Here is a 15,150-nt window from a genome sequence, read left to right as displayed (position 1 = left end):
GTCAGCCCTCGACGACGGGGCGGCGCACCGGCTTGCCGGGCCTCGCGGCCACGTCCAGCACGCCGTCGGAGATCAGCACCTGACCGCTGACGACGAGATGCCGCACGCCTTCGGAGGGACGGTTCATCGCGGTGAATGTCGCGCGGTCCGAGAGCTTCTCGTAGTCGAACACGACGATGTCGGCATCTGCGTCTTTCGCAAGCCGGCCCTTGGCGCGCATCGCGGGCGTGCTCTGGGAGAGGATCTCCGCCGGGATCAGCGCGCATTTGCGCACGCCTTCCAGCAGCGACACGGCCTTGCGCTCGCGCACCCATTCGCGGATGAATTTCGTGAAGCAGCCGGCCGAGCGCGGATGCGAGGTGGCGTCATCCGGCAGCGGCCAGGCGTCGCCGGTATAGGTGCTGCCGTCGGACAGCGTCCACGGCATCGCATCGGACGCGATCGCGCCGCCGGGATACAGCACCGACATGTCGAGCAGGTCGCGGTGGTGCGCGTTGTTCTCGGTATCGAGGATGTGCCAGAGCACCAGGGAGGACGGCTCCTCGGCCTGCGCCTTCAAGAGCTCCTCGCGATCGTGGAAGCGATAACCGTCGGTCACGCGCTGCACGGAATCATAACCGGTACCGTTGCGCTCGACGAACTCGGGATCGCTGAAGAAGGCGGCGGCCAGCACGGTCGAGCCGGTGCCGTAAGGATAGGCCTCGACCGTGATCGGAAGGCCCTGCGCCTGCGCCTTCGCGATCAGCACGCGGCAGCGCTCGACGTCGGTCTTGCTCGACGAATTGAAATGGCAGATGTGCATGTGCGCGCCGGTGGCGCCGGCATAGCCGATCAGCCGGATATAGGCTTCCGCCGCGCTCTCGGGGTCGATGCGCGACATGAAGGCGACGTGGGTGAAGGTCGGCACGTCCTTGGCCGCAGCCAACTGGCACACCGCGGTCAGTTCCTGCACGCCGGCGCCCGGCGCATAGGCGTTCAGGATGCCGATGCCGATGCCGCCCTCGTTCAGGCCGCGCGTGAGGCGATCGAGAATGCCTGATACCTCCGCTTCGGTCGCGACGTTGTCGATCCAGCGGCGGTCGCGCATGGCATTGCCGAACGCCTCCAGCGAGCTCTCCGCATTGGAGCCCGTCATCGCGCCGATGCGGGCAAAGGCCCAGTTGGTCGCGGCGCCGTAGTTCAGCACGCGGCCTTTCCGCGCCTGGCGCTCGTACCAGGATGCGACCGGCAGCACGCCGGCCTCGAGATCGAGCGTCGTCGTGATGCCGTCGAACGCCTGCATGCGGTCGGCCGGGATCGACTGGCCGTGCGCATGCAGATCGATGAAGCCGGGTGCGACCACGAGGCCGGTCGCGTCGATCACCCGCTCGGCGCCGCCGAGGCCCGTGCCGACGGCGGCGATCCTGCCGTCCACCACCGCCACATCGCCGACGGCGTCCATCCCGCTCGCGGGATCCACCACCCGGCCGCCAGAGATCACCAGACCGCTCATACCGTCACTCCACCAAGTTGAGATCGCATCAAGGCAGATTCCGGGAGCAACGACCACCTCCACCGAAGCCGACGCATCATGCTTCCGCGGAAGGCTATTTGGCGGGGATCGCAGACATGCGCTTGCAGCCTCGCGGCATGATTTGCTTTGCCGGACATGAGCTCCGTCCGTCTTCGCCGTTTTGCCCGACAGCTGACGTGCGAGCCGCAGGTTGTCGATGACGGCGCGATGCGCCGAGCTCGGAACGGCCAGTTGACAGCCCTTTGCAAATAAAACTAGGGTGCCTGCGACGGTTCTCCTTCGGGAGATCAATAGGGAATACGGTGCGGGGGATCCCCCAACGCCGTGGCTGCCCCCGCAACTGTAAGCGGTGAGCCTTCGCCAAACGCCACTGGGCCTGCGGGCCTGGGAAGGCGGCGAAAGGCAACGACCCGCGAGCCAGGAGACCTGCCGTCAGTCGTGGTCACACGCGAGCACATTGGGCGGGGTGTCCTGGTGGGTGTTGGGTTGCCGTCTTCTTGAGGCAGCGGCCAAACTACGTTCGCGGTGACGTGCCACGTTATCGCGAGCCTATTGATGACCTCCCGTACCATCTTCACGCCACGGCGTCGCCGCGCGCTGCTCCGTTCAGTTGCATTCTCCTGCCTCTTATTGTCGACGGATTGCTGGGCACAGTCCGAAAGGCCGGCCCAGACGCTCGATCCTGTCGTAGTGCAGCCGCCAGCGAGGCAGCCGAATGCCCGCAGCACCCGGCGCAGCGATGTAATGCGCTCCGCGCGCTCACGCCAGCAGCGAAGCGTGGCTGGCGACGCGCGTGCTCCGACTGCCAACCCAACGGATCCCGTGTTCGCCGCACCGACGCTCAACCTCACTGGCGCGAGCACGGCCGGTAGCCGCCTCGGCCTGACGCGACTGCAGACGCCGGCCAGCGTGGAGGTGATCTCAGCCGAGACAATCGCCGAACGCGGCCAGCTGAACATCCTGGACGCGGTGACGCAAAACGCGACCGGCTTCACGGCGAGCCCGGCACCGGGCAATGGCGGCGTATCGTTCAACACCCGCGGCTTCACGGGCCTTGGATCCGTCATGACGCTGTACGACGGCACCCAGCTCTATATCGGCGCCGGGACGGTGACCTTTCCGTTCGACACTTGGTCGACGGAGCGTATCGAGGTGCTGCACGGCCCTGCGTCGGTGTTGTACGGCGCGGGCGCAGTCGGCGGCGCCGTCAATGTGGTTTCGAAACTGCCATTGTGGGTTCCCCGCAACCAGGCTGAGGTGTCGCTGGACAGCAACATGACGCGGCGAATCGCGGTGGACAGCGGTGGTCCGATCAGCAAGGACGTCGCCTATCGGATCACCGCCACCGGCAATATGTCGGACGGATGGGTCGATCGCGACAACACCTCGAATGTCGCGCTTCATGCCGTGGTCCAGATCAGGCAGAACGAAGACGTCACCTGGACGCTGTCCACGGATTACGGTGACCGCAACCCGTCGCGCTACTTCGGCACGCCGCTGATCAACGGCAGGTTCGACGAATCGCTACGCTTCAAGAACTACAATGTCGGCGACAGCCATATCCGCTACCAGGACAGCTGGAATCAGGTGAAGACCGACTGGCAGGTCGCCGAAGGAATCTCGATCCAGAACACGCTCTACTATCTGAACTCCAGGAGGCACTGGAAGGACGTCGAGAGCTACGCCTACAATCCCGCCACCGGCCTGATCAATCGAAGCAGCTACATCGAGATCTTTCACGATCAGCAGCAGGTCGGCAATCGCATGGATGCGAAATTCCGCGGACATGTCTTCGGCATGGCCAACGAGTTCGTCGCGGGCTTCGATGTCAACAGCATCAATTTTACCCACACCAACAATTCACCTTACGGCGGCTCGTCGTCCGTCAACCCGTTCGACTTCGGCTCAGGCGTATTCAGCAGCCCGAACGCCACAGTTCCCGGCTACGGCAGCGTGACCAACCAGTATGCGCTGTTCGCCGAGAACCGGCTGTCGGTCACCGAGCAATTGTCCTTGATTGCCGGCATCCGCCAGGATGAGCCGACGGTCACGCGCACCGACTATGTCACGCCCGCCAACAGCTTCGAAAAGTCGTTCTCCTCGACGACCTGGCGCGCCGGCGCGGTCTATACGCCCGTCAAGGATCTCGCTTTCTATGGCCAGTATGCCACCGCGGTCGATCCGGTCGGGGGGATCATCTCGCTGTCGTCCGCAAACAAGAATTTCGATCTGGCCACCGGCAGACAAATCGAGATCGGCGTCAAGCAATCGTTCTGGGCCGGCCGCGGTGAATGGACCCTGGCTGGCTACGAGATCGTGAAGAACAACCTGCTGGCACGCGATCCGAACATTCCTTCGCTGACCGTCCAGGTCGGCCAGCAATCATCGCGCGGTGTCGAAGCATCGGTCGGATTCCTGCTCGATCATGGCTGGCGGATCGATGCCAATACCGCCTTCCTCCGCGCGAGATACGACGATTTCGTGCAGTCGGTCGGCGGCGTAGCCGTGAATTATGCCGGCAACGTGCCGGTCAACGTGCCGCAGACCGTCTCCAACATCTGGGTGACCTGGGCCTTTGCACCGAACTGGTCGGCCAATGCGGGCGTGCAGATCGTCGGCAAGACCTACGCGGACAATGCCAACACCGTGACGCGCCCAGCCTACACCGTCGTCAATGCCGGTGTGCAGTGGAAGCCCGATCTCAATACCACCGTGTCGTTCCGCATCTACAATCTGTTCGATGAGGTCTACACCACGTCGGGCGGTACCACCCAGTGGCTGCTCGGCATGCCGCGCACGGCGCAAGTCGCAGTCAACGTGAAGTTCTGAGCGTGGCACGCGCCCTGAAACGCACACTCCGGCGGTGGCTCTATATCAGCCATCGCTGGGTCGGCATCATCACCTGCCTGTTGTTCGCCATGTGGTTCATGTCCGGCGTGGTGATGATGTACGTCGCCTTTCCCGGCCTTTCCGACAAGGAAAGGCTGGCAGCGCTTCCCGACATTCAATGGGAGAAGGTGGCGCTGTCGCCGGACGATGCGATGAAGGCGGCAGGCGCCACGCGCTATCCGCGCGATCTCCGGCTTTCCATGCTGGCCGACGAGCCGGTGTATCGGATCACCGGCTGGGACGGCAAGCGGCAGGCGATCTCCGCAGCCGACGGCCGCGTCATCGCGGACGTTTCCGAACGGCAGGCGCTCGCGGTCGCGCAACATCATCCCGCGAGCAGATCACCGCAACTCGAAGACATCATCGATCGCGACCAATGGAGCGTAACGGCCCGGTACGATCCGCTGCGACCGCTCTACCTCATCGGGCTCGGCGACAATGCCGGCACCAAGCTCTACGTCTCCTCGCGCTCCGGCGAGATCGCGCTCGACACCAATCACACCGAACGCGTCTGGAACTGGCTCGGCTCGATCCCGCACTGGATCTACCCGGCAGTATTGCGCAAGGACGGGCCGTTGTGGCGGCTGGTCGTGCTTTGGATATCCGGTATTTGCCTGATCATCGGCGTCACCGGCATCTGGATCGGCATCCTTCGCGTGCGGCTGAAGCGGCGCTATGCGAGCGGCAGGATCACGCCCTATCGTGGCTGGATGGCGTGGCACCACGTCACCGGCCTGGTCGCGGGCATCTTCGTGCTGACCTGGACGTTCTCCGGTTGGCTTTCGCTCAACCCCGGCGAATATTTCGCAAGTCGCAACACGACGGGCGAGGTGCTGCAGCGCTACGCCGGCCACGATGCGCCGACGATTGCGACGAAGCTGCCAACGCCGCAATCCGCCGCGGTCGAAGCGCGCTTTGTCTGGCTCGATGGCAGCCCGATGATCGTCGCCGCAGCGCGCGATGGCACGCAGCGGCCGCTGGATGTGACCTCGGGACAGACTGCGGCACTACCGCAGGATCGCCTTTGGACTGCCGCAGCGAAACTGCTGCCGCAAGCCCGCTTGGCGGAACGGATGGTCCTCGAAGAATACGACTCTTACTGGTATGCGCATCATCACGACCGCGAGTTGCCGGTGCTGCGCGCCGTGTTTGATGATGACGCTAGAACATGGTTTCACATCAGCCCCGTCACCGGCGACATCGTTGGCCGCGCGGACAGCAGCCGTCGCACATATCGCTGGCTGTTCAACGCGCTGCACAGTTTCGATTTCCGCCTGCTGCTGATTCATCGCCCGGCCTGGGACATCGTGGTATGGCTGCTGTCGATCCTTGGCGCCATCGTCTCGGTGAGCGGTGTCGTCGCCGGCTGGCGCTATCTGCGCCGCTGAAGCAAACCCACTTCGAACGAGTATGATAGCGACGCGGTCCGATTGGCCGGTCGCCGCAGGTTCCGGACGGCGAGCGCGGGCGCAGCGATCATGCGACGAACCGCAAAGCTGTTCCGCCGTCTTCTCGCCCCCATTGTCATTCAGGGAGCTGGGCGGGGCAGCGTTATAGTGGGCAAAGTTCCCGAGGGTTCCGTGTGATCGTCCGACGTTTTCTGCAACGCGACTCCCGTCATTCTGTTTCGCGCCGCGCCCTCCTCGGCGGACTTGTGTCGGCAGGGAGTGCCCTTGCGCTCGGCGGATGCGCCGGCCTCGGCGCGACCGGCGCACGCTATGACGCATCGTCCCTCTCCGTCGATCCAACATTGCTGGTCGCGACCACGCGCAAGCGCGTGAACGGCGGTCGCACGAAACCCTGGTTCGGGCCCGAGCGCGCAACGAGCATGACGATCGCGCGGGCCAGGCTGGTGGCCCCGGACGAGAGCCGTCTTTCTCTCGCCTCAGTTGGACTCGGGGATTGGCGTCTGGATCGCGTCGAACCGGTGTCGGCCGACGCCGGCGATCTCGCCGCGCTGGCCGACGGAGGGGACGTGCTGATCTATGTGCACGGCTTCAAGCAGACATTCGAGACGGCGGTGCTGGATGCCGCCCATCTCTCCGACGGAATCAAGTTCCGCGGCCGGACCATCGCGTTTTCCTGGCCCTCCAGGGCAGGATTGTTCGACTACGCCTATGACCGCGACAGCGCGATGTGGTCTCGCGACGATTTCGAACGCGTGCTGTCGGCGCTGGTGTCGGCTCCGGGCAGCGGCCGCGTGCACATCGTTGCGCACAGCATGGGAACCATGCTGACGCTCGAAGGCCTGCGCCAGCTCCATGCGCGATACGGCGACACGGTCACCAGCAAGATCGGCGCGGTGGTGTTTGCCGCGCCCGACATCGACATGGACGTGTTCTCGTCGGCGATCCAGCGCATCGGCCCGCTCGCCGGCAAGATCACCGTGATCGCCGCGACGAACGATCGCGCACTGGCGCTGTCGGGACAGATCGCAGGTGGAATGACGCGGGTCGGCGCCGCCGAGAAGGCCGCCATCGCGCGGCTCGGTGTGCGCGTCGTCGATGCGTCAGCGGAAGGCTGGGGCATCATCAACCACGACCTGTTCCTGTCGAACGCGGACGTGCAGCAGGTGATCCGCCGCTCGATCGACGGCACAACGGCGTGAGAGGGTCCCCGCACGGGGGCCATTCTACGCGATCAGACGCTGCACCAATGCCGACTCGCTCGAATACGTCAGGAGTGCCTCGTGGGTCGCCCGGGTCACCCCGACATAGGTCAGCCGGACACATTCCTCGACGGTCTCGCCGTGGCGGCCGAGCAGGCCCAATCCGGCAATGGCGACGCAGGGAAACTCCAGGCCTTTCGCACTGTGCATGCTCAGGAACCGCACGGCCACCGGCTTGACCGAGACTCTGTTGCGATTGTCCTTGGCCATGTCGATCGGCGCGTCGTGCCGGGCGAGTATCTGCGCGATCCGTCCGCCGATCCAGTGCTCCGGGTAGAGGCACGCCATCTGCGACCATTCGTAGCCGGCTCTTTTCCGCTCGAGAAACCACTCGGCGACGCAGTGAGCTTCCGCGTCGATGCTCACACACCGCCGCACGGCCGGCTCCAGTCCCTGCCGGCCCGCATCTTCGGGCAACAGGATGGCGTGCTCGTCGTCGGCCGTGATGCCCGGCGCGCCAATGACGTCGGCAGCGAAGCGTCTGGCGAAGGCAACGATTTGCGCCGTGTTGCGGTAGTTGACCTTCAACATGGTCGTTCTGCCCTTGGCCTCGATCCCGAGCTGACTCCACACCGGGCGCTCACGTCCCTTGTAGATGGCCTGGATGTCGTCGTAGACGACCATCAGCGCCTTGGTGCGCCGGTTCACCATCCTGGCCGCAAGCGCGAGCCATTGCGGCTCGAAGTCGTGAGCCTCGTCGATCAGGACAGCGTCGTACTGCTCCGCCGGGATATGGCCTTGATCTACCGCCTTCACGACCTCTGAAACGCTCGCAGCCAGTCGCTCTGCGTAATCCGGATAGTCTCGTTCGGATGGAGCGGAAATCCCGTAAGTCCGCAGCATCCGGTAACACCATGAATAGAAGGTGAGAACCTGAACGCGGTCCTCGACGCCCCTGCTCTGCATGGCATCCTCAAGTCGCCCGGCGATGCCATTGGCGTAACACAGGATGAGCACCGGCTTCGCCGCCGCACGCGCCAGATGCTCGGCTCGAAAGGCCAGGATCAGCGTCTTGCCCGATCCGGCGACGCCGCGAATGATTCGATGCCCTTCTCCCAGACTGCGCGCGAACTGCTCCTGATGCAGATCCATGACTGCAAGCGTTCCGGTCCGAAGGATCGGCCCGGGGCGCCTCGTCCAGAGGCAGGGCAATCTGTCGTATGCGGATCTCCGGGAAGAGCAGCGCCCGCAGGCGGTCGAACTGCGGCATGGACAGCGGCTCTCCGAGACGCGGATGAACCATGCGCCACAATCCGGTCCGGAATTCTTCGGGATCCGCGCCCTCCGTCATCTCGTCCTTGAACAGACATAGATGCTCGGCCAGCACCTCCTTGAGATTGGTCTGATCGAACTGCTTGCGCGTGATGTTCGTGAATACGGCCCCGAAGCCGAACGGAACAATGGCCCGGCCCGCGAAGCGATGACCGGGCGGAAACAACAATTGTCCGTCGCGCTCCAGCGTGCGCACGACCTCGAACGTATACTTGCGCGCCTGCTCGAGGGGATTGCTCTCCCGTACGACACCACGATTTGTCAGCAGCTCGACCTTCGTCTTGTCCGCCGAAACAATCGTCTCCAGGCGTCAGTCCTTCACCTCGAGCACGAGCAGACCGTTCACGGGATGAACGACAATGAAATCCGGATGCCGGTTGAGGGGGCCAACAGGGAGGTTGTGCCAGACGACAGCGTTGTCTTCGAGGAAGTCCTTGAGTCGTTCCGCCAGTCGTAGCTCCCCACGGCTGTCGAAGCGCGCGAAGCCGAGACTCGGGATCAGGATTGCCATGTTGCGACCGCGAGCGCCATTGCGGACCACCTTGCGGGGCTAGTTGCGTAGCAGGGCGGTCTTTCCAGGCTCACATGGTTGCCTAGAGTGTGCAGGTTTTCAATGGCTGGATTTGTATGGCGCTCCCCAGGGGAGACGAAGGGCGACCATAGAGGCCCTTACAAAACCTACACAGATCAGCTCGACTGCTGATCCGCTACTACCACAGCTTGCTACCACCTGCAAAGTGCGGTGAGCACACTGAACGCATCGGCCTCCAAGGAAATTGAAACACCGCGCCGTCGCCAGGTGGTCCTGACGAGGTCTGGTACTTCTCCACTAGCGCATTGCTAACTTGCAGTGTTCGCCGAGTGTGCGGGCCGCGCCAACCTCGTCGAGCCCCATGAGCTTCGAGCAGCCTGCGACGCGATTGGGATGGCCGCTTTTGATCAATTCGGAATGCCCACGCTCAATAGAGCTTCATAGAACTTTCTCTTAGGCTCAAGCGGACGAACCGGCTCGATAGGCAGCGTGGAAAGCGTGATGTTTGGAAATAATTGCCGCAAAATCTGCGCCGAACTGCGGGCATGTTCGCGCCTTTCAAGAAGCACCAGTGATGCGGTGAGCAGCGCATGGGGCATCCAATAGCTCGGCTTTCTTTCGATGGCTAATCTTGCCCACTTTAGTGACTGCTCGTAATCCCCCTCTGTGAAGTACGCTATAGCGAGCGCCGAGTAACGGAAGAAGATGCTGGGATCTTTGGGATTTAGACGTATGGCGTATTCGGATTGCGCAATACTTTCTCTCGCTCGCCCAGCATAGGCGAGCATGTGGCCTCGCCCACCATAACCAAGAGAAAAATTGGGATTGATTTCAATTGCCCGCCGAAAGGCAGCATCAGCCTCATCGAACCTATCTTGCAAAAATCCTAGAACGAGACCAAGCCCCCAGAAAATGTGCTCGTCGTTATCGGCGCGGTCGAGCGCCATGTAAATAGATCGTTCAGCTTCGGCTTTCATTGCCTTTGGTTCTGAAGCATAGCCCATATACGTGCAGTGGCTTGCAAGAATAGACACCAGCTTGTGACCTTCGGCGCTGTTCGGATGTTCGTTGGCCAGCTCTCTAGACAACTCAAGACCTTCGATAAGGCTTTCGCGAGTGAGGCCGTAAAGCTTCTTCCAAATCCTTTTTGTTGCGCTCCACATCGCAAGACTGGGCGCATTGGTACGGTCAACCAAGCTTCCCTCTAGCCACAGCAATTCGGCCTGCAGTGTAGCCACAACGCTTTTTGTTATTTGATCCTGCAATTCAAAAATGTCGATCAGTTCGCTATCGTATTTCTCGGCCCAAAGATGCCCCCCCGTTTCGGTATCAATTAATTGTCCGGTGATACGTATGCGTTGTCCCGCGCGTCGTACGCTGCCTTCCAAAATGTACTTTGCGCCAAGCTCCGCGCCCACCTTCTTAAGATCAACCGGCTTTCCCTTGTAAGTGAAAGTCGAATTGCGCCCGATGACGAGCAGACCCTTGAACCGAGAAAGTTCGGTAATAAGGTCTTCAGTTATGCCATCAGCGAAATACTCTTGCTCCGGGTCACTACTCATGTTCGAGAATGGCAGGACAGCAATGGAAGGCTTATCGAACACGAGGTGTTGGCTCTGAATTTCGCTAACACGCGGATTCGTTCCGGTCGGTATACTAGGCTGGTAAACGCGGATTGGCTCCCGAATGTTCTTAACCTGCTGAGCACCAAGGTCTGCGAACGTGATCGGTAAAACCTTGTGTACCTGATCGTACGTCGCCCCAGAGACGCACACGCCACCGGATTTCGCGATTGCTTGAAGCCGAGCTGCAACATTCACACCATCGCCAAATAGGTCCCCGGCTCGGACCATCACGTCACCGATGTGTACTCCGATGCGGAAACTGATGCGCCGGTCTGGAGGAAGATTGGAGTTCGCATCGGCAAGGGCGGCCTGTGCTTCCACCGCGCACTTCACCGCATCCACAGCACTCCCGAACTCCGCAAGGACACTATCGCCCGCCGTGTTGGCAATACGGCCCCTGTGGTCCCCAATGAGCTTGTCGAGTATCGCGCGTCGTTCGGTCAGCCCCTTGAGCGTGCCGACCTCGTCAGCGCCCATGAGCCGACTGTAGCCCTCCACATCCGCTGCGAAGACTGCGACGAGCCTCCTGCTCACCTCACCAAGGTCTGACATTGCTGCCCCGAGGAAGCCTGAGTTATGCCAGATATCATTCCGCAATCGGGATAACGCGGCAAGGTCGTTATGGCGATTGGGTGCCGCCGCAATTTAGCTGGGGCGGTACAATTGGGTGGAACCACCGCCGCCATGATTTGCAGGATATTTTTGAATTTTCAGCGCTTCTAGAGCCGCTGGCGCTCCCTAGGGGAATCGAACCCCTGTTTCAGCCTTGAGAGAATTGCATCGCGCACGTTGGCGAACACTGGCGAACGCTAATAAACACAGTATTTTCAATTGCTTAGTTCGTTCACGTTCGGTACTATGTGTCTCAATTCTCGACCGTCTTTTGAAGAAAACTTGAAGAAATGGAGCACGTCCGTTGGCACGCGCAGCGCGACACTCGTCACTTGAAACGCGAACAGCTCGCGCGCGTTTGCCGGTGCGCCGAACACCCTACTTCGCGAAGATCGCAAAAGGGCTGCGGCTTGGCTACTACCGTGGGGCGGTTGCGGGATCATGGGTCGCAAGCCTTTATCGCGGCGCGAAAGGCTATGACACCAAGGCAATCGGCGCGGCCGACGACACCACTGACGCCGACGGCGCAACCGTCTTTGACTACTGGCAAGCGCAAGTCCAAGCGCGGAGCTGGGCCGAGCAGCAGCGTCTCATCGCGGCCGGTGTCGTTCATACCGGTCCTTACAAGGTTGCAGATGCCGTCAAGGATTATCTGGCCGAGATCGCCGCCGAAAAGAAACCGGCGGCCGTTCAGGGGGCCAAATACGTCTTCGATGCTTGGATCTTGCCTGACCTCGGCTCTCTCGAAATCGACAAGCTGACCACGGAGCGGCTGGTTCGTTGGCGCAACAGGGTGGCAACCGAACCAAAACGAGTGAGGACAAAGCGGACCGCTACTGAACCGGCTACGCGCGAAACTCCTGACGATGATGATGCGCGACGCGCGCGAAAGGCAACTGCCAACCGCATTCTCACGATGTTAAAGGCGGCGCTCAATCGAGCCTTCTTCGCAGATCGCGTCTCATCCGACAGCGCTTGGCGAAAGGTAAAGCCATTCAAGCGGGTCGATGAAGCGGTGGTCCGCTATCTAAACGTCGCCGAAATCCGCCGGCTCGTGAGTGCCTGTCCGGAGGACTTTCGAAAGCTGATCGAAGCGGCCTTGTACACGGGCTGTCGATACGCAGAGCTGACGCGTTTAAAGTACGAAGACTACAACGACGACAGCGGCACATTGTCGGTTCGTCTGAGCAAGGGCAAGAACCGACACGTCGTATTGACGGAAGAGGGAAAATCTGCCTTCCGGCAATGGACACAGGTCCTCCAATCCGGCGAGCGGATCTTCCTGAGAAGTGACGGTAGGGTCTGGGGAACCTCGCACCAGCAGCGGCCGCTCGATGAGGCTAGCCAACGAGCGGCAATCTCACCACCGGTAAATTTTCATATCTTGCGGCATACTCACGCGTCTTATCTTGCCATGGCTGGCGTGCCAATGGCTGTCATCGCTCGACAACTCGGTCATGCTGATACGAGGATGACGGAAAAGCATTACGCTCACCTTGCCCCCAGCTACGTAGCGCAGACCATTCGGGAGAATTTCCCGGTTCTTGAACTTGGGAGCTCAAGACAAGCGGTCCCACTCCACAAGCGAAGCGCCTAACTCAAGCCTGGCGAACATCGAGGATGCTGTCGCGTTTGGTCACCTGCGCTAGCGGCCGAAAAGATCAACAAAAACAATGAAAGTTGCTCGCGATTGACCACCTTTATCGCCGTTTGTTCCCGTCGTTTCGGTGGTCAGATCCCGATCTCCTCTCACGCGACCATCTCGCCCTGTCGACCGGTCGGGGGGTCGAGTCACAGCGGGGGTATGTCGACGCCCGAGCATCGCAATTTCCTTGGCACGAGCCACGCCGGCCCGCTGTGCGAGCCGGACTTCGACTTCCTGAGCCAATTTGCTCCGGGCGTTCCAATCATTCTGTATCGGCACGCATGACCCAATCAGTGAGCGTCGAACAGGCAATGCTGGTCGCGAAGTCTGCCTAGCCGCCAGGAGCCCCCAGCCGGCTGCTGGTCCTGCGACGGGCGTGAAGGCAGGGGGCGTTGGGCTGCTGCTTGGCGCCGGGGCGGCGCGGCAGACTCCGATTGAAGCGGAAAGATTCATATACTCTTCGTATCCTTGGAGCTATCGCCGGCAAACCAGCATTCCTGTGACCTTCAACCGCGCGACTTTTGCGGGCGCTTCATAGTCAGAAGGTTCGTCACATCATGCAGATCATCTGCCGATGCGACGGCAATCGTTAGCCATTTTCCGTCGATGTATGTTTTCGCGTCATCGTAGAGTTTGATCAATTGCGGGTGCCAAACATAGCGCCGCTCCTCAAACATTTCTCGCTCTGCTCTACCCATGACCACCACAGCTGAAACTCGTCGGAATTCCGGCACCAGGTGGCAGAACGCCTTGGTCTTCTTGTAACGCAGGGACCAACCGCGGTTCTTTCCACCGTAGAGCCAATCCGGCGCGAAAACTTCTGGGTAGGATTCATCGATCCAGGTCCGCAGCTTGGCCCAGTATTCGAAGCCATCTACTCCAATCCATTCGCGAACGGTGCTTTCATCGGGCGATGCTGATTTGTCGGTGATCCTGTCGCCGATTTGCGGAAGCGTACTAATCATCGGAAGACCTCGTGTTGATAGTCCGGCGGAGGGCCGGAGGTTAAACGGGCGTTTGTCAAGGCTAGCAATGGGCCCTCAGAATGCCGCAGGTGCGACTTTGTCCAGAGCACGGAGAGCATTGCGATGCGGTCGGCGCGATCCTCGAGAGCACGGCTGATCAAGCAGCTACGTCTCGAAGCTCTCGCACGACTGTCAAATCGATAGCGTCAATTACCATCTCGCTCGCTAGCGGAGCTTGGCCCTCTCCAATAAATGCGGTGGCCTGCAGCGGAAGGAATTGCAGCGTCTTCAGCCCAATAGAGTTCAGTGCCAGCGTCAGATAGGGCGTGAGAAAATCAGGCTGATTTGCTCGGTCTCCGGTGAACACGCCGCCGGAAGCGACGCCGATAAAAACCGGACGATCCGGAAGCATTCCCACCTTCCCGGCGGGCGTTGACTCCATCGTGCGGCCGACGCGCAGGACCTGGTCGATCCACGCTTTGAGAACCGAAGGGATTGTGAAGTTGTGCATTGGCGTTCCAATGACAATCACATCAGCCGCCTCGACTTCCCGAATGAGCGTTTCGGCAAGGTCCAAAGCGCCCTTCAGCGGTGCCGCCAGTGTGGCTGGCGATGACAGCGTATCCGCGTAGTCAGCCGTGGCATGAGGCAGAGGATCGGCTCCAAGATCACGCCGCCTGACGCTCGCATCCGGCGCAACCTGAAGAAGCTTCCTGACGATCGCCGCCGAAAGCTTACGGCTATGCGATTTCGAGCGAGGACTGCTGTCAATATGGAGGATATTCATGCGAGGGATCCAAATGGCTAGGAAGGTCTTGCATCAACCGCCTCCATATCTCCTTGGAGGCGGTTGATACCGCTGGCGGGTTCAGATCGAGCCGGCCGGTGCAACTGCGGGGAAGTCCTTGTCGGGATTGAACACGTTGTTGAAGAAGTTCGTCAGCGAGTACATGGCTGCGAGCGCGACGATCTCCATGATATTCGCATCCGTGTAGCCAGCATCGCGGACGGCTTGCAGATCGGCGTCCGTGACATGGCCTCGGCTCTCGATGATCTTGCGTGCAAACTGGATGGCGGCATCCCGCTTCGGGTCGGTTGCGTGACCCTTTCGGGCGAGGATGATGTCGTCGGCCGGCAGCTTGGCCATGCGCTCGGCCGTGAAGCTGTGCACCGTCAGGCAGTAGTTACAGCCGTTCACCTCGGAGACCGCAAGGCCGATGCTGTCGCGCGTCTTGACGTCGAGCGCCTTGCTCAACGAGCCGAGCAGAGCGGCCCATGCATTGAACGCGATTGGGCTTTGCGCGAAGGTCGCCATCATGTTTGGGGTGAACCCGATGTTCTTGGTGAACATATCGAGGGTTGGTTTCGAAGCAGCCGGAACATGTTCCGGCTTCAGAGCAGCAGCTCTGGCCATGGTATTTCTCCTTTT

The 15,150-nt window shown here is 61.1% G+C and carries 11 protein-coding genes and 1 riboswitch; of the genes, 4 read left to right on the top strand and 7 right to left on the bottom strand.

The genetic code is table 11. The features are described from left to right. Nucleotide 1: 1 nt before the first annotated feature. Nucleotides 2–1,492, bottom strand: coding sequence for an amidohydrolase family protein (locus tag XH87_RS14000; protein ID WP_271587733.1), 1,491 nt, complete (start codon nt 1,490–1,492; stop codon nt 2–4). Between the two features lie 273 nt (nt 1,493–1,765). Then, nucleotides 1,766–1,961, top strand: a riboswitch (cobalamin riboswitch). A gap of 107 nt (nt 1,962–2,068) precedes the next feature. Between XH87_RS14000 and XH87_RS13995 the strand changes: the two genes are divergently transcribed. The 3 genes from XH87_RS13995 to XH87_RS13985 all read left to right on the top strand — a co-directional run bounded on the left by XH87_RS13995 (nt 2,069) and on the right by XH87_RS13985 (nt 7,010). Then, complete coding sequence (locus XH87_RS13995) at nt 2,069–4,342, top strand: TonB-dependent receptor (RefSeq protein ID WP_442868270.1); 2,274 nt, start codon at nt 2,069–2,071, stop codon at nt 4,340–4,342. Between the two features lie 2 nt (nt 4,343–4,344). Then, entirely contained in the window at nt 4,345–5,790 is a 1,446-nt protein-coding gene (locus tag XH87_RS13990) for a PepSY-associated TM helix domain-containing protein (RefSeq protein WP_271587731.1), read from the top strand. Between the two features lie 194 nt (nt 5,791–5,984). Further along, complete coding sequence (locus tag XH87_RS13985) at nt 5,985–7,010, top strand: alpha/beta fold hydrolase (RefSeq protein WP_085974071.1); 1,026 nt, start codon at nt 5,985–5,987, stop codon at nt 7,008–7,010. A 24-nt stretch (nt 7,011–7,034) separates the two neighbouring features. On the opposite strand, the gene XH87_RS13980 is transcribed toward XH87_RS13985, so the two are convergent. The 3 genes from XH87_RS13980 to XH87_RS13970 form a co-directional block, all read right to left on the bottom strand. Continuing rightward, nucleotides 7,035–8,162 (bottom strand): DEAD/DEAH box helicase, encoded by a 1,128-nt coding sequence (locus tag XH87_RS13980; RefSeq protein ID WP_271587730.1) that lies wholly within the window; start codon nt 8,160–8,162, stop codon nt 7,035–7,037. Between the two features lie 490 nt (nt 8,163–8,652). Continuing rightward, complete coding sequence (locus XH87_RS13975) at nt 8,653–8,853, bottom strand: nuclease-related domain-containing protein (RefSeq protein WP_271587729.1); 201 nt, start codon at nt 8,851–8,853, stop codon at nt 8,653–8,655. Between the two features lie 428 nt (nt 8,854–9,281). After that, on the bottom strand, nt 9,282–11,051 hold the full coding sequence (locus XH87_RS13970; protein WP_271587728.1) for an adenylate/guanylate cyclase domain-containing protein: 1,770 nt from the start codon (nt 11,049–11,051) through the stop codon (nt 9,282–9,284). A gap of 364 nt (nt 11,052–11,415) precedes the next feature. On the opposite strand from XH87_RS13970, the gene XH87_RS13965 reads away from it, so the two are divergent. Further along, nucleotides 11,416–12,708: a tyrosine-type recombinase/integrase gene (locus tag XH87_RS13965; RefSeq protein ID WP_271587727.1), complete on the top strand. Its 1,293-nt coding sequence runs from the start codon at nt 11,416–11,418 to the stop codon at nt 12,706–12,708. 554 nt (nt 12,709–13,262) lie between these two features. Here the strand turns inward: XH87_RS13965 and XH87_RS13960 are convergent. From XH87_RS13960 to XH87_RS13950, 3 genes are all read right to left on the bottom strand, one after another. Further along, nucleotides 13,263–13,721 (bottom strand): DUF3788 domain-containing protein, encoded by a 459-nt coding sequence (locus XH87_RS13960; protein WP_271587726.1) that lies wholly within the window; start codon nt 13,719–13,721, stop codon nt 13,263–13,265. Nucleotides 13,722–13,878: 157 nt separating this feature from the next. Beyond that, on the bottom strand, nt 13,879–14,508 hold the full coding sequence (locus XH87_RS13955; RefSeq protein ID WP_271587725.1) for an FMN-dependent NADH-azoreductase: 630 nt from the start codon (nt 14,506–14,508) through the stop codon (nt 13,879–13,881). An 81-nt stretch (nt 14,509–14,589) separates the two neighbouring features. Then, nucleotides 14,590–15,135, bottom strand: a complete 546-nt coding sequence (locus XH87_RS13950; protein WP_271587724.1) for a carboxymuconolactone decarboxylase family protein — start codon at nt 15,133–15,135, stop codon at nt 14,590–14,592. Nucleotides 15,136–15,150 lie beyond the last annotated feature (15 nt).

It is taken from the genome of Bradyrhizobium sp. CCBAU 53415 (assembly GCF_028128735.1).
Classification (GTDB): domain Bacteria; phylum Pseudomonadota; class Alphaproteobacteria; order Rhizobiales; family Xanthobacteraceae; genus Bradyrhizobium.
Note: the sequence above shows the minus strand (reverse complement) of the source record. Positions and strands in the feature narration are given on the sequence as shown.